The 17,699-nt window shown below is 70.0% G+C and carries 20 protein-coding genes; 12 read left to right on the top strand and 8 right to left on the bottom strand.

Annotated features, from left to right (window positions below; genetic code table 11):
• The first annotated feature begins 26 nt into the window (after positions 1-26).
• On the top strand, positions 27-1,172 hold the full coding sequence (locus tag H976_RS0110110) for a sorbosone dehydrogenase family protein (protein ID WP_027861441.1): 1,146 nt from the start codon (positions 27-29) through the stop codon (positions 1,170-1,172).
• Positions 1,173-1,176: 4 nt separating this feature from the next.
• On the opposite strand, the gene H976_RS0110105 is transcribed toward H976_RS0110110, so the two are convergent.
• Positions 1,177-1,437, bottom strand: a complete 261-nt coding sequence (locus H976_RS0110105) for a hypothetical protein (RefSeq protein WP_155918138.1) — start codon at positions 1,435-1,437, stop codon at positions 1,177-1,179.
• Positions 1,438-1,519: 82 nt separating this feature from the next.
• On the opposite strand from H976_RS0110105, the gene H976_RS28735 reads away from it, so the two are divergent.
• Positions 1,520-2,878: a M15 family metallopeptidase gene (locus H976_RS28735; RefSeq protein WP_051276630.1), complete on the top strand. Its 1,359-nt coding sequence runs from the start codon at positions 1,520-1,522 to the stop codon at positions 2,876-2,878.
• Between the two features lie 27 nt (positions 2,879-2,905).
• Here the strand turns inward: H976_RS28735 and H976_RS0110095 are convergent, their stop codons facing one another.
• Entirely contained in the window at positions 2,906-3,373 is a 468-nt protein-coding gene (locus tag H976_RS0110095; protein ID WP_027861439.1) for a GNAT family N-acetyltransferase, read from the bottom strand.
• An 84-nt stretch (positions 3,374-3,457) separates the two neighbouring features.
• Here H976_RS0110095 and H976_RS28730 point away from each other — a divergent pair, with 84 nt between their 5' ends.
• From H976_RS28730 to H976_RS0110070, 5 genes are all read left to right on the top strand, one after another.
• On the top strand, positions 3,458-3,973 hold the full coding sequence (locus tag H976_RS28730) for a GNAT family N-acetyltransferase (RefSeq protein WP_051276628.1): 516 nt from the start codon (positions 3,458-3,460) through the stop codon (positions 3,971-3,973).
• Between the two features lie 10 nt (positions 3,974-3,983).
• Positions 3,984-4,508 (top strand): DUF1707 domain-containing protein, encoded by a 525-nt coding sequence (locus H976_RS28725; RefSeq protein WP_051276626.1) that lies wholly within the window; start codon positions 3,984-3,986, stop codon positions 4,506-4,508.
• A 71-nt stretch (positions 4,509-4,579) separates the two neighbouring features.
• Entirely contained in the window at positions 4,580-6,142 is a 1,563-nt protein-coding gene (locus H976_RS25610; protein WP_036225737.1) for an alkaline phosphatase, read from the top strand.
• 8 nt (positions 6,143-6,150) lie between these two features.
• Positions 6,151-7,386 (top strand): alkaline phosphatase family protein, encoded by a 1,236-nt coding sequence (locus H976_RS0110075; protein WP_027861438.1) that lies wholly within the window; start codon positions 6,151-6,153, stop codon positions 7,384-7,386.
• A gap of 25 nt (positions 7,387-7,411) precedes the next feature.
• On the top strand, positions 7,412-8,203 hold the full coding sequence (locus H976_RS0110070) for a class I SAM-dependent methyltransferase (RefSeq protein ID WP_027861437.1): 792 nt from the start codon (positions 7,412-7,414) through the stop codon (positions 8,201-8,203).
• A gap of 29 nt (positions 8,204-8,232) precedes the next feature.
• On the opposite strand, the gene H976_RS0110065 is transcribed toward H976_RS0110070, so the two are convergent.
• From H976_RS0110065 to H976_RS0110050, 4 genes are all read right to left on the bottom strand, one after another.
• Positions 8,233-8,412: a DUF1059 domain-containing protein gene (locus H976_RS0110065; RefSeq protein ID WP_027861436.1), complete on the bottom strand. Its 180-nt coding sequence runs from the start codon at positions 8,410-8,412 to the stop codon at positions 8,233-8,235.
• A complete protein-coding gene (locus H976_RS0110060; protein ID WP_027861435.1) occupies positions 8,409-9,317 on the bottom strand; it encodes a HAMP domain-containing sensor histidine kinase in 909 nt (302 codons plus the stop codon). Before H976_RS0110060 ends, H976_RS0110065 begins: the two co-directional genes overlap by 4 nt.
• 134 nt (positions 9,318-9,451) lie before the next feature.
• Entirely contained in the window at positions 9,452-11,053 is a 1,602-nt protein-coding gene (gene fadD8 / locus H976_RS0110055; protein WP_027861434.1) for a fatty-acid--CoA ligase FadD8, read from the bottom strand.
• 35 nt (positions 11,054-11,088) lie between these two features.
• A complete protein-coding gene (locus H976_RS0110050; protein WP_027861433.1) occupies positions 11,089-11,565 on the bottom strand; it encodes a DUF4188 domain-containing protein in 477 nt (158 codons plus the stop codon).
• A 90-nt stretch (positions 11,566-11,655) separates the two neighbouring features.
• Between H976_RS0110050 and H976_RS0110045 the strand changes: the two genes are divergently transcribed.
• Entirely contained in the window at positions 11,656-12,135 is a 480-nt protein-coding gene (locus tag H976_RS0110045) for a CoxG family protein (RefSeq protein ID WP_027861432.1), read from the top strand.
• Between the two features lie 169 nt (positions 12,136-12,304).
• Complete coding sequence (locus H976_RS0110040) at positions 12,305-12,946, top strand: hypothetical protein (protein WP_155918136.1); 642 nt, start codon at positions 12,305-12,307, stop codon at positions 12,944-12,946.
• Between the two features lie 11 nt (positions 12,947-12,957).
• Here H976_RS0110040 and H976_RS0110035 read toward each other — a convergent pair whose 3' ends face one another.
• Both H976_RS0110035 and H976_RS0110030 read right to left on the bottom strand, forming a co-directional pair.
• Positions 12,958-13,365, bottom strand: coding sequence for a DUF2237 family protein (locus H976_RS0110035; protein ID WP_027861430.1), 408 nt, complete (start codon positions 13,363-13,365; stop codon positions 12,958-12,960).
• Positions 13,362-14,405 (bottom strand): LLM class F420-dependent oxidoreductase, encoded by a 1,044-nt coding sequence (locus H976_RS0110030; RefSeq protein WP_027861429.1) that lies wholly within the window; start codon positions 14,403-14,405, stop codon positions 13,362-13,364. The genes H976_RS0110035 and H976_RS0110030 overlap by 4 nt, the downstream gene beginning before the upstream one ends.
• A 65-nt stretch (positions 14,406-14,470) precedes the next feature.
• On the opposite strand from H976_RS0110030, the gene H976_RS0110025 reads away from it, so the two are divergent.
• Genes H976_RS0110025 through H976_RS0110015 form a run of 3 tightly spaced genes read left to right on the top strand, consistent with a single transcriptional unit; the run spans position 14,471 to position 17,666 of the window.
• Positions 14,471-15,439: a Zn-ribbon domain-containing OB-fold protein gene (locus tag H976_RS0110025; RefSeq protein WP_027861428.1), complete on the top strand. Its 969-nt coding sequence runs from the start codon at positions 14,471-14,473 to the stop codon at positions 15,437-15,439.
• A gap of 11 nt (positions 15,440-15,450) precedes the next feature.
• Complete coding sequence (locus H976_RS0110020) at positions 15,451-16,503, top strand: thiolase domain-containing protein (protein WP_027861427.1); 1,053 nt, start codon at positions 15,451-15,453, stop codon at positions 16,501-16,503.
• Entirely contained in the window at positions 16,503-17,666 is a 1,164-nt protein-coding gene (locus tag H976_RS0110015; protein WP_027861426.1) for a thiolase domain-containing protein, read from the top strand. The genes H976_RS0110020 and H976_RS0110015 overlap by 1 nt, the downstream gene beginning before the upstream one ends.
• Positions 17,667-17,699 lie beyond the last annotated feature (33 nt).

Below are 17,699 nucleotides of genomic sequence, written 5' to 3'. Positions count from 1 at the left end.
ACGGTCGGGCCGGGTTACCGTCGCGCATGCGACCCATCCTTCTCGGGGTGGCAGCGGCCGTCGGTGCTGCTGCCCTCACCCTCACGTCCGTGCCCGCCTCGTCCGCCGCCGCGTCGTACCCGACGCTGAAGGTCACCCGCGTCGTCGGCGGCCTCGACATCCCGTGGGACGTCAAGCCGATCACCCGCGGTCGACTGCTGATCACCGAACGCAGCACCAAGCGGCTCTTCCTCTGGACACCGGGTCACCGCAAGCAACGAGTGCGGTTCCCGGCCGCGTCGGTCTGGGCCGGAGGCGAGACCGGCCTGATGGGGCTGGCCGTGGACCCCGGGTTCCGCAAGAACAAGCGCTTCTACACCTGCCAGGGGGGCCACACCGCGGGTGGCGGGCACGACGTACGCGTGATGGCGTGGCGGTTCGCGAAGAACCCCGCCCGCGCTGTCTTCGTCCGCCGACTGCTCACCGGGATCCCCTCGACGACCGGCCAGCACGGCGGCTGCCGGCTCCTGATCGCCAGCAACGGGACCATGTTCGTCGGCACCGGCGACGCCGCCACCGGCACCAACCCCCGCAACCTCGACTCGCTCGGCGGCAAGACGCTGCGCCTCAACCGGTTCACGGGTGCGCCCTCGAAGCTCAACCCCTACTACACGTCGTCGAACCGCAACCGTCGCTACGTGACGTCGTACGGCCACCGCAACGTGCAGGGCCTGGCGCAGCGGTACGACGGCACGGTGTGGTCCGCCGAGCACGGACCCGACCGCGACGACGAGATCAACCGCCTCGTCGACGGTGGTGACTACGGCTGGAACCCGGTCCCCGGCTACAACCAGGGCGTGCCGATGACCGACCAGAGCCTGCCCGGCACCCAGGTCAACGCACGCTGGAGCTCGGGCGCGCCCACCCTCGCGACCTCCGGCATCGCCTGGGTCCGCGGCGCCCAGTGGCAGGGCTACCGGGGATTCCTCGCCGTGGCCGCCCTCAAGGCCTCGAAGCTGATGTTCATGCACTTCGACAAGGGCGGGGCCTTCGTGGGGATGCGGACGCCACCGGCCCTCACGCGCTACGGACGGCTGCGCTCGGTGACCAACCTGCCGAACGGCGACCTGCTGGTGACGACCTCCAACGGGGGCGGCACGGACTCGGTGCTCCGGGTCCACCCGAACCGCTGAGGTCTCAGCCCCAGCCGAGCTGGCTGCTGCCGACCACGACCGTCGGCAGCCACACCAGGAAGCCGACCAGCGCGAGGTAGGGCACCCGATCGGGGTGGGGCACGAACCAGCGGGTGGCGATCGCGAACAGCACCAGCCAGAGCAGCACGAACAGGACGGTCACCCACCACGGCGCGATGTTCGCCGTACCGAGGTCGAGGAACAGCAGGCAGGCCATCGCGCCCATGCCCACGAATCCCCACGGAGAGACCTTCGCGCGCGCCACGGGCGAAACCCTAGGGGAAGCCTCGGTGCTGCCCTAGCCTGAACGGGCCGCGACGGGCGCGGCCCAGCTTCTCGGAGGCAACGTGCACTTCCCCACCCTGGTCCGCCGGCTCGTGCTGCCACTCGCGGTCGCGGCTGCCCTGGCAGCACTCCCCGGCCCGGCGATGGCCGCTCCGGCCCCGACGACGTTGACCCTGACGGCTCCGGCCTCGGGCAAGGCCGGTGTCCTGGCCACGTTCACGGCGACGCTGACCAACCAGGCCGGTGCCACGCCGGTCGCCGGCGCGACCGTCACCCTGCAACGCACCGGTGGTGCACCGGCCACCGGCATCACCGCCGACGACGGCACCGTGTCGTTCAACGCCTCCCTCCCGGCCGGCACGACGACCTGGCGGGCGTCGTACGCCGGGGACGCGAGCTTCGCACCCGCCACGTCCGAGACCAGGAGCGTGGTGGGCCTCCGGTTCGCCAGCACCGTGCAGCTCACCGGCCCACGCCGACTGGTCGACGAGCACTCGGCCACTCTGTCGATCCTCTGGAAGGCCTCGGACGGCTCGCCGGTGAGCGGCATCGTCACCGTCCAGCGCCGGCTCGGCGCGGGAAGATGGACGGTGGCGCGGAAGGTGCGCACGTCCAGCGCCGGCCGGGCCGCCTTCCTCGTGGCGCCCCGCGTCGACTCCCAGTGGCGGGCTGTCGGAGCGGCCGGCACGTGGTGGCTGGCGAGCGCCTCCTCGATCCTCCCCATCGACAACGTCCCGCAGGTCGCTCCGGCGTCGTACCCGAAGGCTGCACCGCGCCCGGTCGGGACGAGGGCGCAGTCGCGCGCCACCGGCGTCGGCGCCAACCCTGTCATCACCACCATCCCGACTGCCGTCTGGCGCTCCATGACCGGCCGCACCTGGCACGCCGGCTGCCCGGTCGGCCGATCGGGGCTGCGGCTGCTGCGGATCAATTACTGGGGGTTCGACGGCTACCGCTACCGCGGCGAGATGGTGCTCAGCTCGGCCATCGCGCGCCGTGCCGCGGCCGCGCTGCGAGACATGTACGACGGCCGCTTCCCGATCCGCCGGATGTACCGCGTCGACCGGTTCGGCTGGAGCAAGCGCGTGCACGGCGCCAACGACTACGCGTCGATGCGAGCCGACAACACCTCGGCCTTCAACTGCCGCAGCGTGGTGAACAAGCCGTCGGTGCTCTCCCCTCACGCCCGTGGCCGCGCCGTTGACGTGAACACGTGGGAGAACCCCTACCGCTCGGCCACCGGCCTCGTCCCGAACACGTGGTGGGCCTCGCACAGCAACCCCAGGTACGCCTGGAGGTCCAGCTCCCACCCGGTCGTGAAGATCTGGCGTTCGCACGGCTTCCGCTGGACCTACGGCAACGTCGACAGCCAGCACCTCGACGGACGTCATCAGCCGTTGTCGGGCAGCTTCCTGGGCTGACCCGATCAGTCCTCGGGCCGGACGACGTCATGCCGTGGTCCTCGCGACCTCGCGCCGGAGCCTCGGGGCGGGTCCGAACAAGGTCTGCTCCTCGCCCACGCGCACGAACCCGGCCGAGGCGTAGAACTCCGCCGCGTGGTCGTTGGCCGTGACCTCGATCCAGGCGACGCCCTCGCCCGCTGCCGCGGCGACCAGGTCGAGGATCAGCCGGGTGGCGACACCCTGCCGCATGGCATCGGGGTCGACGAACAGGTCCTCGAGCTCGAGACCGCCCTCGATCGGCACGACGGTCGCGAAGCCCAGGACCCGGCCGGTCGGGTCGGTGGCGACGCGCGTGCCGCCGGCAGCGAGGTCGTCACCGGCCCAGTGCAGGGTCTCCGGTGAGTCGAGCAGGTTGGCGCGGTCGCCCTCGTTGCTCAACGACGCGCGTCGATAGATGGCGCGCAGGGCATCGAGGTCATCCGGGTTCGCCAGGCGCGTCGCGATCTCCGCCATGGACCCGAGCCTAGGACGATCACCCGTCCTCCCCGTTGCGCGCGCCCACGGGCCACGGGTGCCCACCTGTTCTAGCGTCATGCGGTGACCACGATCCGGCTCGTGCCGCTGGCCGAGGAGCACGAGCACGCCCTGCTCGAGACGATGCGCGACCCCGACGTGCTCCGCTTCACCCGCACGCCCGACCCGATGCCCGCGGGCTGGGTGCACGAGTACGTCGAACGCTTCCGGACCGAGGACCGCGGGGGCTGGGCCATCCTGGACGGCGAGGAGTTCGTCGGGTACGCCGTCACCGGGCCCATCGACCGCGACGGGCTCGAGGTCGAGCTCGGGTACGCCGTCTCCCCGTGGGCCCGCGGGCGTGGCATCGCCACCGAGACCCTGCGCCAGCTCACCCAGTGGGCCTTCGACGAGGGCATGAAGCGGGTTGTCGCCATGATCTCGGTGGACAACCCGGCGTCGTCGCGGGTCGCCCGGAAGGCGGGCTACACCTTCGAGGGCGTGCTGCGCTCGATGCACCATCGCGGAGACCTCCGTGAGGACCTCGAGAGCTGGTCGATCCTCCCGGGCGAACTGCCTGCGCCACACCCCCCGTCATAGGCTTGCGGCCATGCCCGGAGGAACTGTCTGGGATCGGTTCAGCCTCGATCCCCGCCACGCGGACCACGCACGCCTGCGTGCGTCCGACGCCGACCGGGACATCGTCAACGACCTCCTCGGCACGGCGTACGCCGAAGGCCGCCTCACCCCGGAGGAGCTCGACGAGCGCACCGACCAGGTGACGAGGTCCCGGACGCTGGGCGACCTTCCCCCGATCATCGACGACCTCGTCGCGACCTCGCCGGCGCTGACACAGCGCGGAGGTCATCGGGCCGAGGCCGAGACTCGCTACCGCCAGCAACGGGCGAACGCCTTCTGGGGGTTCCTGACGCCGACCCTGATCTGCTGGGCGATCTGGTTCGCGATCGGAGGCGGATTTCCGTGGCCGCTCATCGTGACCATCGCCAGCGGCGCGAAGTTCCTCCAGCTCGTCACGACACCCGCGGAGAGCATCGCCTCGATCGAGCGCGAGCTGGAGAAGAAGGAGCGCAAGCGCCTCGAGGCCAAGAAGGACCGGGGCCCCGAGCCCGGGTGAACCACGGGTGAATTCACTCACGTCCTGCCGAAAAGCCATGACGCGGCGACGTGGTCGTCGTTGGGTGAGGCATGCCCATCGCCCAATTCGCTCACGGCGTCGCCAGCGGCGATCCCCGCCCGAGCTCCGTGATCATCTGGACCCGGGTCACCCCGACCTCGGCCAGCAAGCCCGGCTCCGGGGTCGGTCCCGACGTCACCGTGCGCTGGCAGGTGTCGACCACCAGCACCTTCACCAGCGTCGTGCGCTCGGGCGACGTCCGCACCGGCCCTGCCCGTGACCACACCATCAAGGTGGACGTGACCGGCCTCCTGGCGGACACGACCTACTACTACCGCTTCGTCTACGGCAGCGCCCGCAGCGCGTCCGGTCGCGCCCGCACGGCGCCGGGCAACACCTCGTCACCGGCCAACGTCCGCCTCGGCGTCGTGTCCTGCGCCAACTACCAGGCCGGCTGGTTCAGTGCTTACCGGCACCTGGGCAACCGCAACGACCTGCACGCGATCCTGCACCTGGGCGACTACATCTACGAGTACGGCCCCGGTGAGTACGGCTACGGCCAGAACGACGTCGACATCCGCAAGCACAGCCCGGCCCACGAGGTGCTGACACTGGCCGACTACCGGCAACGACACGCGCAGTACAAGCTCGACCCGGACCTGCAACGCCTGCACGCCAAGTACGCCTTCATCGCCACCTGGGACGACCACGAGGTCGCCGACGACGCGTGGAAGGGAGGTGCGGTCAACGAGAATCCCGGCGAGCCGGCCTGGGCGACCCGACGGGCCGCCGCCTACCAGGCGTACGACGAGTGGCAGCCCGTCCGCCTGAGCGGAACCGCGGCGCTCGGCGACGGCACCCAGATCTACCGCCGGCTGCAGTACGGCGACCTCGTCGAGATCAGCCTGCTCGACCTGCGCACCTACCGCGACCAGCAGCTGGCCGTCCAGGCCGACCCGGCCACCGCCGATCCCGACCGCACCATCACCGGCCGCGCCCAGCTCGACTGGCTCAAGGACTCGCTCACCCGGCAGGCCACGCAGTGGAAGCTGGTCGGCAACCCGGTGATGATCTCCCCGGTCACCTTCGCCGGAGTCCCTCGCGACCTGGTCAAGCCGATCAACGACACCGCCGGGCTGCTTCCTCCCGAGGGCGTGCCGTACAACGTCGACCAGTGGGACGGCTACACCGACGACCGGCGCGAGGTGTTCGAGCACCTGCGGGACAACGGCGTGACCGACGCGTTGTTCGTCACCGGCGACATCCACTCCGGGTGGGCCGCTGACCTGCCGGCCGACAAGGCGACCTATGCCGGCACCCGCAACTCGGTGGGAGTGGAGTTCGTGGGGACCTCGGTGACGTCCAACAACCTGTGCGACATCACCGGCACGCCGCCGCGGACCACGAGCATCGGCGTCGAGGAGATCCTCAAGGCCAACAACCCGCACCTCAAGTACATCGACTTCGACGACCACGGCTTCTCGGTCCTCGACATCACCGCGAAGCGAGCGCAGATGGACTGGTTCGTCATCGGCGACCGCGCCGACAAGAACGCCGGGGTCACCTGGTCCGTCTCCTGGGCCACCACGGCCGGCAGCCAGACCATCCACGCGGTCGACGGGCCGGTGGCGTGATGACCCCCATGACCGACCGTCGTACGGTCCTCAAGGTGGCTGGCGTGTCCGGCGCCACCCTCGCCTTCTCGAGCAAGCTCGGCGCGGCCCAGGCCGCCACCACGACGAAGCGTGCCTACGTGATCGTGGTCGACGGCTGCCGTCCCGGTGAGATCGACGAGATGGCCAACCTCAAGGCCTTGCGCGACGGCGGCACCTGGTACCCCGCTGCCCGATCGCTGCCCGTGATGGAGACCATCCCCAACCACGTGATGATGATGACCGGCTGCCGGCCGGCCCGGAACGGCGTACCGGCCAACAGCATCTACGACCGCACCGACGGTGCCGTCCGCGACTGCAGCCGGCCGACCGACATCGCGGTCACGACGATCATCGAGCAGCTCAACGCGTCGGGGCGTACGACGGGCACCGTGCTGTCCAAGGAGTACCTCTACTCGGTCTTCGGCGACCGGGCCACGCACCGGTGGGAGCCGTTCCCGCTGCTCCCGATCACCGAGCACGCACCGGACGCGGCCACCATGGACGCCGCTCTCACCATGATCGACGAGTTCGACCCGGCGATGCTGTTCGTCAACCTCGGCGACGTCGACCGGGTCGGACACGCCGACCTGACCGGCACCACCCTCAAGGCCGCCCGCACCGCGGCCCTCGCCTCGACCAACATCCAGGTCGGACGGTTCGTGGACAAGCTGAAATCGACCGGCAGATGGGCTTCCTCGATGGTGATCGTGCTGGCCGACCACTCCATGGACTGGTCGCTCCCGGAGCAGACGATCAGCCTCACCTCGGCCTTCGACGCCGATGCGACGCTGACGGGCAACTTCCAGATCGCCCAGAACGGTGGCGCCGACCTCGTCTACTGGACCGGTCCTGCGTCCGAACGCAGCACCGCCCTCACGAAGATGCGCACCCTCGCACTCGCCACCACCGGCGTCTTCCAGGCCCACGTCATCGACCAGACGCCCTCACTGCGACTGGGGCCGAAGGCCGGCGACCTGCTCGTCTACTGCAAGGCCGGCTGGCGGTTCAGCGACCCGGGTCCGCAGAGCAACCCGATTCCCGGCAACCACGGGCACCCCGCCACCGAGCCGATCCCGTTCTTCGTCACCGGTGGCTCCGCCGCTGTCAGGAAGGGCATCGCACGTTCGGCCAGGGCGCACACGATGGACGTCGCCCCGACCCTGGGGGCGTACTTCGGGGTCAAGCCGCCCCAGACCGGTTGGGAAGGCACCTCGCGCCTGTGACCTTCGGGGTCTAGCGTCCCGTGACATGGACGTACGCGAGATCGTTGCCGACCACTACGGGAACTCCGGCCTGACGGCGACGATCGTCAACGCCCTGGCCGGGGCCGGCCTCGACCCCGAGCACTTCGCTCCGGCAGACCTGTTCCCGCTCGACCAGCTGCACGCCGGTGGGCCCGACGCCGCGAAGCACGCGCTCGACCGTCTCGAGGTCGGTCCGGGCACCCGGTTGCTCGATGTCGGCTGCGGCATCGGGGGCACCTCGCGGATGGCGGCGATGGCCGGCGCCGAGGTGACCGGGATCGACCTGAGCCCTGAATTCGTCGAGACGGCGACCAGGCTCACCGAGCTCGTCGGCCTGGCCGACCGGGCTCGCTTCGTGACCACGCCGGGCGAGTCGTTGCCACTCGAGGACGCGTCCTACGACGCCGCGGTGATGGTGCACGTCGGCATGAACATCCCCGACAAGAAGTCGGTGTTCGCGGAGGTGCACCGGGTCCTGGTCCCGGGTGCACGTTTCGCCGTCTACGACCAGATGCGCACCCGTGACGGCGATCTCGTCTATCCGCTCCCCTGGGCCGAGGACGAGCGTTCGTCCTTCGTCGAGTCCGCCGAGGACTACGGCCGGCACCTCGAGGCCGCGGGCTTCATGGTCCAGGACGTCGAGGACCGCACCTCCTCGACGATGGGTCCACCGCCGGCCGGTCCGGTCAGCAACGCCGTGGTGTTCGGACCGGCGTTCGTCGAACGCATCGGCAACAACGTGCAGGCGACGAAGGCGGGCCTGCTCGGCGCGATGCTGGTGGTCGCCCGCGCCTGATCGCGCGCGCCTCATCTGTTAGGCGCGCGTCAGGCGGAGACGACGATGTTGGCCCCGATGGCCTCGAGCATCTCCGGGGTGACCTCGGCGACGCCGTGGTCCTCGCGGGCGTGCGCCGAGACCAGCTCGAGGAGCCTGTCGCGGCTGTCCTCCTCGAAACGGGCCGAGCAGCCGGGTACGGCGTCGCCGCAGCTGAGCTGATACTTCATGGGTTTCCTCCCTTGTCACTGCCTGGTTCGTTGTCGGACGACTCCGGATCGAGTGCTGGCTCCCGGGGCAGTCGCGCCAGCAGCACGGTGGTCTGGTCGTCGCCCTCGGCCCCGAGGAAGCCACCATGGGCCACGACCATGGCCCGGGCGAGGTAGAGGCCGACCGTCACGCCGGTCGCGTCGTCGTTGGCGTCGAACGGGTCGAACAACGCCTTGACGACCATCGGGCTGATCGGGTTGCCCTCGCGTACGACGCGGATCTCGTGCCACGAACCGGTCTCGACGACATCGATGTCGACGCGGTCGGGCACCGGCTCCTGGTGAGCGGTGGCCCAGAGGTCGCGGAGGACGCGGGCGAGCAGCCGCGGGTCGGCGTACACCGTCAGGTCGCCGCCGTCGCGCACCTCGGGGTTGCCCGCGAGCGCGCGGCACAGCTCGGCGACGTGGACGGGTTCGACGTTGACGCGCATGCGTCCCAGTGAGGCCGAGGTGGCCAGCTCGATGTCGAGGATGTGCTCGGACAACCGGGTGAGCGCATCGGTCAACCGCTCCATCGACTCGGTGACCTCGTCCTCGGGGACGTCGCCCTCCGAGAGGACCATGGCCCATCCCTTGGCCACTGCGACCGGCGTGCGCAGCTCGTGGGCGAAGGCTGCCAGGAAACGGTCTCGCTGGCGCGCCTCGTCGGGGTCGGGCCGGTTGGTGACCACGCTCGACCCGGCGACCAGGAAGTCACGCACCCACCGGTGCAGGAGCGTGGCGTCGATGCTCCACTCGCGGGCCACGTCGTCGACCGCTCGCCCACCCAGCACGGACAGCACCATGGAGACGCGCGGGTCGACCGGCTCGGAGGTGGACGTGGGCGCGCTGCGCAGCTGGTGCGGCCGCTTCGGCAAGTCGGTCATGACCGTTCTCTCGATCCAGGCACGCCACCCTCACGGCGTGCCTCCCTACTCACACTTTCCGAGAACGGTGCGAGCCCTCACCGACAACCTAGCCCGGTTTGGGCGTTTCGGACAGGTGGATCCGGCGAATGCTCCTAGCCGACGCTGCGCTCCCGGTCGCCCCAGTACTCCGCCCGCAGCGCCTTCTTGTCCGGCTTGCCGAGAGGAGTCAACGGCAGCGCGTCGGTGGCGATCACCTGCTTGGGTGCCTGCACCGCGCCCTTGCGCTGCTTGACCGACTCCTTGATCTCGGCGACCACGTCGTCGGTCAGCTCCGCTCCCTCACGCAGTACGACGATCGCCGTGACCGCCTCGCCCCAACGCTCGTCGGGCACGCCGATGACGCCCACCTGGGCGATCGCCGGGTGCTCGGCGACGACGTCCTCGACCTCGCGCGGGAACACGTTGAAGCCGCCGGTGACGATCATGTCCTTGGTGCGGTCGACGATGAACCAGAAGCCGTCCTCGTCCTCGCGGGCGACGTCGCCGGTGTGCATCCACCCGTCGCGGAAGGTCTCGGCCGTCTCGTCGGGCAGCTTCCAGTACCCGCCCGCGAGCAAGGGGCCGGACACACAGATCTCCCCCGGCTCCCCCTGCGGCACGGGCTTGCCGTCCTCGTCGAGCAGCGCCGTGCGCAGGAAGGCCGACGGCCGTCCGCACGAGGACAGTCGCGCCTTGTCGTGGTCGCCCTTGGCGAGGTAGCTGATCACCATCGGGGCCTCAGACTGCCCGTAGTACTGGGCGAAGATCGGACCGAAGCGGTCGATCGCCTCCTGCAGCCGGACCGGGTTGATCGCGGACGCGCCGTAGTAGACCGTCTCGAGCGAGGACAGGTCGCGGGTGTGCGAGTCGGGGTGGTCCATCAGCGCGTAGAGCATCGACGGCACCAGCATCGTCGCGGTGATCTTCTGCTCCTCGATCGTCCTCAGCACCTCGGCAGGGTCGAAGCGCGGCAGCACGTAGAGGGAGCCGCCCTTGATGACGGTGGGCGCGAAGAAGGCCGCACCCGCGTGCGAGAGCGGCGTACACATCAAGAAGCGCGGTGACTCCGGCCACTCCCACTCCGCGAGCTGTACCTGGGTCATCGTCGACATCGCCTGGGCGGTGCCGATGACGCCCTTCGGCTTGCCGGTGGTGCCGCCGGTGTAGGTGATCGAGACGATGTGGTCGGGCTGGAGGAGCACGGCCTCGAGGGGCTGCGGCGAGAAGGTCTCGGCGGTCGCGGCGAGGTCCTGGCCGATGTGCGCGAGCTCCTCGGGGACCGGCCCGATGGTCAGGACCTGGGTGAGCCCGGGCACCTTCTCGAGCAGCCCGAGCGCGCGCTCCACGAACATGGGCACCGGGTCGATGATCAGCGTGGTGATCTCGGCGTCGTTGAGCACGTAGGCGTGGTCGTCGAGCGATCCGAGCGGGTGCAGCGACGTACGCCGGTAGCCCTGGGTCTGGCCGGCACCGAGGATGAACAGCACCTCGGGCCGGTTCAGCGCGAGCAGCGCGCCGGGGGTGTCCCGGCCGGCCCCGAGCGCCTCGAAGGCCTGGACGTACCGGCTGATGCGAGCCGCCACCTCGCCGCCGGTCAGGGTGGTGTCGCCGAGGAACATGACCGGCTTCTCGCGGTGGCGCTTGAGCGCGGCGACCATCGTGTGACCGTTGTGCGTGCCGAGGCGGAGGGTGTCGTCGGAGGGCGTGACCGTCATGCCGCGAGACTAGAACGTGTTACAGAAATGAGCAATCAGTCGGGCAGGTTCCTGAGTCGTTTCCGGGCGGTCGTGTCCTCCGACAACGGGATCAGCTCGGTCGCCTTGGCCAGGCCGCGCGGCGGCATGTTGCCGTAGATCGCTTCCCACTCCCCCGCGCGGACCAGGAAGGTCTCGTGCCAGATGCCGGTGCGCTCCGAGGAGCCGAGGCGTTTCCAGTAGTTGCGCCAGACGGCGAGGTGCGGGTCGTCCTCGTCCTTGGCGAACCGCTCGAGGTGCTCGAAGGAGCGCCAGTACTGGATGGTCGTCGTCAGGCCGGCCTGCTCGTAGCCGAGGAGGCCCTTCTCGGGATGCTGCATCAGGTACTTCAGCATCTGCGGCAGGCTCATCCGGCCACCGAGGTCGGCCAGGCTGCGCACCGGGTTCCGCAGGTCGAAGCGGGCTCCGATGATGAAGACCACGAAGTCACCTTCGATCCTGGCCGTCCAGCGTCCCTTCCTGATCTGCGCCATGGCACGAGTCTGCACCCGATCCGGGCCGTCGTGTATCAGCGAGCAGCGAGCGGTCTCCTTGAGCGCTGGAGGACGAGGGAGGTGAGGACCATGCGGTTCACCGACGTACGACACGTGCCGGCGCCGGCCGAGGACGTCTGGAAGGCCCTGCACGACCGCGAGGTGCTGCGGATGGCCATCCCCGGCTGCGAGCGGCTCACTCCGGTGAGCGCAGGGCAGTACGCCGCGACGCTGGCCGCGCGGGTCGGTCGACTCTCCGACACCTACCGGGGCACCTTCGCCATCATGGATACGACTCCCGGCTCGGAGCTCGTGGTCTCCGTCAGCAGCAAGGGTCGCTGCGGCTCCCTCGACCTCGACCTGCGCGTCCGCCTCGACGAGGGCCGCAGCCGCGGTACGACAGCACTGGCCTACGACGCCGATGCCCGTGTCGGCGGTCTGGTCGCCCGGCTCGGCCGGGCACCCCTGACCGTGGCCGGTGGCCACATCACCGGTTGCTTCTTCCGCGACCTCGAGCGTGCACTGCGCACGCTCTCGTCGCACCGACGTCTCGAGATGGTGACGGCATGATCCTGCTCGGCAGCCGACCCCAGCCGTCGGAGAGGTCCCAGAGCACCCCTCCGACCCAGCGAAAGTCCCCCGACGAGGGCAACGACCAGCGTCGCCTGGTCGGTTGCGTCCCGGTTCGTGGGGGAACGCACGGCTGGTGACAGCGCCCTCACCCCAGCACACTGGTGGGGTGGGTGAGACAGGAGCGGACCAGGCTGGCGAGCTGCGCGCTCCGGGCACCGTCGAGCCGCGGACACCGCTCGTCCGCCAGCGCCCGCCGGCAGAGGGGCCGAAGGTGCGCCCTCGTCGGACCCGCAAGCCGCGGTCGACGCCGGCACCGAGGCCGGGGTGGCAGAGCCTCGTCCTGCGGACACGGCACGGCGTGGACCGTGACTGCACCGTCCTCGACGCCGGCAAGCAGCAGGTTCTGCACGTCTCCTCCGGCTTCTTCCTGCGCAGCAAGGCCGAGGTGCGCCGGCGTGACCGCGACGGCGAGAGGGTCTTCGTCCTGCGCGGCCGGGTGCTGGACCTCCCGATGGAGATCGTGATCCGGGCAGCCGACGGGACGAGGGCAGCGCGAGTGCGCGCGAAGTGGCGCGCGCCCCTGGTCTCGCCGGTCAAGGTGCGCCTCGCGGACGGCACGGAGTGGGAGACGACCGGGTCGCTCGCGAAGCGGCAGTACTCCCTCGTCACGGTCGACGGACCGGTCATCGAGGTGGCCCAGAAGCAGGTACAGATCCGCGACTCGTGCCGGATCGAGGTCGCCGACGACGTCGACCCCGTCCTGGCCGCCGCGATCGTCTGGGCGATCGACGAGCTGCTCCGCGACTGAGCGCCGGGAGGCTAGGCGTCGAGCCCGCTCAGGTCACCGGGTACGTCGACGGCGTACCTCTGCAGCACGTCGAGCGGCACCAGCTCGAGCACGGCCTCGTTGGTCGAGGCCAGCACGACCGGAGCCGCGGCGCCGTCGTCGTGGGCCCGAGCCCAGTTGGTCGCGGTGACGCACCAGCGGTCGCCGGGCTGCAGTCCGGCGAACCCGTAGACCGGGTTGGGCGTCGACAGGTCGTTGCCGATGCTGCGCTGGTGCTCGAGGAACTCCGCCGTCACGACGGCGCAGATGCTGTGACTGCCGAGGTCCTCCGGTCCCACCGTGCAGCAGCCGTCGCGGTAGAACCCGGTCACCGGTTCGGTGCCGCACTCCTGCAGCTCCTGGCCCAGGACGTTGCGCTGCTGCGTCTCCTCCTGGGTCACGCCACCGTCTCCGCGACCTGGCGCACCTCGTCGGCCGACCGACAGCTGAGCAGGAGCGTGGTCACGCCGGTCTCCTCCCACGCCGCCGCACGCTCCTTGACGTAGCCGGCGTCCCCGACGATGTGCATCTCCTCGACGAGGTCGTCGGGGATCAGTGCCGTGGCCTCCTCGCGCTTGCCGTCGAGGAACAGCTCCTGCACGCGTTCGGTGATGGCGTCGTAGCCCATCCGGTCGAAGACGTTCTTGTGGAAGTTCTGCTCCTTGGCGCCCATGCCGCCCATGTACAGCGCGATCGACGGCTTCAGCATCTCGATGACGCCGCGGCGCTCCTCCTCGTTGCTGGTGATCTGGAGGTGACAGGTCGCCGCGATCTCGAAGTCCGCACGGGTACGCCGGGCGCCCTCGCGGGCGAACCCCTCGTCGAGCCACGGCTGGTACATCCCGGCCGACTTGGGCGTGTAGAAGATCGGGATCCATCCGTCGGCGATCTCGGCGGTCTGGGCGACGTTCCTGGGACCTTCGGCTCCGAGCCAGATCGGGATGTCCGCACGCAGCGGGTGCACGATCGGCTTCAGCGGCTTGCCGAGGCCGACGGCACCCGGTCCGTCGTACGGCAGGGGGTAGTGGGGGCCGTCGTTGGTCACCGGCCCCTCGCGGGCCAGCACCTTGCGGACGATCTCGACGACCTCGCGGGTCCGGGCGAGCGGCTTGGAGAACGGCTGGCCGTACCAACCCTCGACGACCTGCGGGCCGCTGACGCCCATGCCAAGAACGACCCGGCCGTGGGAGAGGTGGTCGAGGGTGAGGGCGTGCATGGCGATCGAGGTCGGAGTGCGGCCGGACATCTGCACGATCGAGGTGCCGAGCCGTACCCGGCTGGTCTCCCTGCCCCACCACGCCAACGGCGTGAAGGCATCCGACCCCCAGGCCTCGGCCGAGAAGATCGCGTCGAAACCGGCGTCCTCGGCAGCGGCGACGAGCTCCCCCACGCCGTCGGGCGGCTGCGCTCCCCAGTAGCCGAGCTGCAGTCCCAGTTTCATCGCATGTCTCCTTCGGCGTGGGTGGGTGCTTGCCCAAATAGTAGAACGTGTTCTACTTTCGGACCATGACACGAACTCTGTCAGCCCCGGTCACCGTAGCGTTCGACTACACCCGCTCGACCGGGCCCGTCCTCGGCCGGTTCCTCACCGGACTGCGCGACGGCGTCGTCATCGGCGGTCGTACGTCGGAGGGCACGGTCGTCGTACCGCCACCGGAGTTCGACCCGGTCACCCACGAGGCCGTCACCGACTTCGTCGAGGTCGCCTCGACCGGCACCGTCACGTCGTGGTCCTGGGTGAGCGAGCCGGTGAAGCACCAGCCGCTGGACCGCCCGTTCGCGTTCGCCCTGGTCACCCTCGACGGCGCCGACACTCCCCTGCTGCACGCCCTCGACGTCGCATCCGCCGACGAGGTCAGCACCGGCATGCGGGTGCAGATCCGCTGGGCGGAGGAGCGCGTCGGGGCGATCACGGACATCCAGTGCTTTGAGCCGGAACAAGGTGGTCGAGCAGCGAGCGAAGCGAGTGATCAGTCGAGACCACGCGATGAGGAAGCGGTCACCGGCGTGATCACCCCGGTCGAGCTCGACTACCTCTACGCCGCCTCGCCGGAGGAGTCGGCCTTCTACCGGGGGCTGGCGGAGGGCCGGATCCTGGGCCAGTGCTGCCCGACGTGCCAGAAGGTCTACGTGCCGCCGCGCTCGGCCTGCCCGTCCGACGGCACGCCGACCAACGAGGAGATCGAGCTGCCCGACAAGGGCACGGTGACGACCTTCTGCATCGTGAACGTGCCGTTCATGGGCCAGAAGATCACGCCGCCCTACGTGTCGGCGTACGTCCTGCTCGACGGTGCGGACATCGCCTTCCTGCACCTGATCCTGGACATCCCGGCCGAGGAGGTCCGCATGGGCATGCGGGTCGAAGCGGTCTGGAAGCCCCGCGAGGAGTGGAGCACCACGATCGAGAACATCAGCCACTTCCGCCCGACCGGTGAACCGGACGCGGACTACGACACCTACAAGCAGCACCTCTAGGACGGATGAAGATGAGAGACGTTGCCGTCGTCGGGTTCGCCCAGCGACAGATGGAGGAGTTCGACGGGTCGCCCACCTGCGTGGAGATGCTCGTCCCGCTCTTCGCCGAGTGCTACGAGCAGACCGGCTGGACCCGTCGGGACATCGGCTTCTGGTGCTCGGGGTCCTCGGACTACCTGGCCGGCCGGTCGTTCTCGTTCGTGCAGGCGGTCGACGCGATCGGTGTGATCCCGCCGGTCAACGAGTCGCACGTCGAGATGGACGCCGCCTGGGCGCTCTACGAGGCCTGGGTGAAGATCCAGACCGGCGAGGTCGACACCGCGCTGGTCTACGGCTTCGGGAAGAGCTCGGCCGGTGTGCTGCGTCGTACGCTCGCGCTCCAGCTGGACCCCTACACGATGACGCCGCTGTGGCCCGACACCGTGTCCCTCGCCGGCCTCCAGGCCCGCGCCGGCATCGACGCCGGACTGTGGGACGAGCGTGCGATGGCTGAGGTGGTCAACCGGTCGCTGACCGACGCCGAGAAGAACGACTACGCCATCCGCAAGGGCGGCTCGTCGGTCGAGGAGCTCCTCGCCCGGCCGATGTACGCCGACCCGCTGCGCAAGCACGACTGCGCCCCCGTCACCGACGGAGCCGCCGCGATCGTGCTGGCGGCCGACGACCAGGCCCGGGACGTGGCGGAGCGACCGGCGTGGATCACCGGCATCTCGACGTACGTCGACCCGATCAGCATGGGCACCCGTGACCTGACCCGCTCCCCCTCGACCGCCAACGCGGCCAGGGGACTCGACCTCGACGGGCTCGAGGTGGCCGAGCTGCACGCGCCGTTCAGCCACCAGGAGCTGATCCTGCGCACCGAGCTCGGGCTGGCCGACGATGTGGCGGTCAACCCGTCCGGCGGCCCGCTCGCCGGGAACCCGATGTTCACCGGCGGCCTGATCCGCTTCGGCGAGGCCGCCAGGAAGGTGTGGGCAGGCGAGAACACCAAGGTGCTCGGCCATGCCACCAGCGGACCGGCCCTGCAGCAGAACCTCGTGTGCACGATGGAAGGACGGTCCTGATGGCGAAGCAGCCGGCAGCCGTGATCGGCGTGGGCCAGACCCACCACCGGGCCAAGCGCGAGGACGTCTCGATGGCGGGTCTGTGCCGTGAGGCCATCGACCGCGCGATGGCCGACGCCAACGTCGGCTTCGACGACATCGACGCGATCGTGGTCGGCAAGGCGCCCGACCTGTTCGAGGGCGTGATGATGCCCGAGCTGTTCCTGGCCGACTCGCTCGGTGCCGCGGGCAAGCCGCTGATCCGGGTGCACACGGCCGGCTCCGTCGGTGGTTCCACCGCGATCGTGGCCTCGTCGTTGGTGCAGGCGGGTGTCCACAAGCGGGTGCTCACCGTGGCCTTCGAGAAGCAGTCGGAGTCCAACGCCATGTGGGCGCTGTCGGTGCCGGTCCCGTTCAACATGCCGGTGCACGCCGGCGCGGGCGGTTACTTCGCCCCCCACGTCCGCTCCTACATCCGTCGTTCCGGGGCGCCCACCCACGTCGGTGCGATCGTCGCGGCCAAGGACCGGCAGAACGCCTTGAAGAACCCCTACGCGCACCTGAAGAACAAGGACACCACCGTCGAGACGGTGCTGGCCTCACAGATGCTCTGGGACCCGATCCGGTACGACGAGACCTGCCCCTCCTCCGACGGCGCCTGTGCGCTCGTCATCGCCGACGAGGACACCGCGAAGGCCTCCCCCAACCCGGCCTGGATCCACGGCACCGTGATGCGCTCGGAGGCCACCACGGCTGCCGAGCGCGACCAGGTGAACCCGCAGGCCTCCCGGGACGCGGCCGCTGCCATCTACAAGCAGGCCGGCATCACCAATCCGATCGAGGAGATCGACGCGGCCGAGATCTACGTGCCGTTCTCGTGGTTCGAGCCGATGTGGCTGGAGAGCCTCGGCTTCGCGGCCGAGGGCGACGGCTGGAAGCTCACCGAGTCGGGAGCGACGGCCCTGGACGGGACGATGCCGGTCAACATGAGCGGCGGGGTGCTCTCCTCGAACCCGATCGGCGCCAGCGGCATGTTGCGCTTCGCCGAGGCCGCCCTCCAGGTGCGGGGTGCCGCCGGCGAGCACCAGGTCGACGGAGCCCGCCGCGCCCTCGGCCACGCCTACGGTGGCGGCTCGCAGTTCTTCTCGATGTGGATCGTCGGCTCCGAGCAGCCCGTCAGCTGAGTGTTGCGCCCGTCTGGGACGTCGTCAGCTGAG

The sequence above is a fragment of the Marmoricola sp. URHB0036 genome, from assembly GCF_000426045.1.
In the GTDB taxonomy this organism is placed as follows: Bacteria; Actinomycetota; Actinomycetes; order Propionibacteriales; family Nocardioidaceae; genus Marmoricola.
The sequence above is the reverse complement of the archived record's forward strand: the minus strand, read 5'-3'. Positions and strand labels throughout refer to the sequence as shown.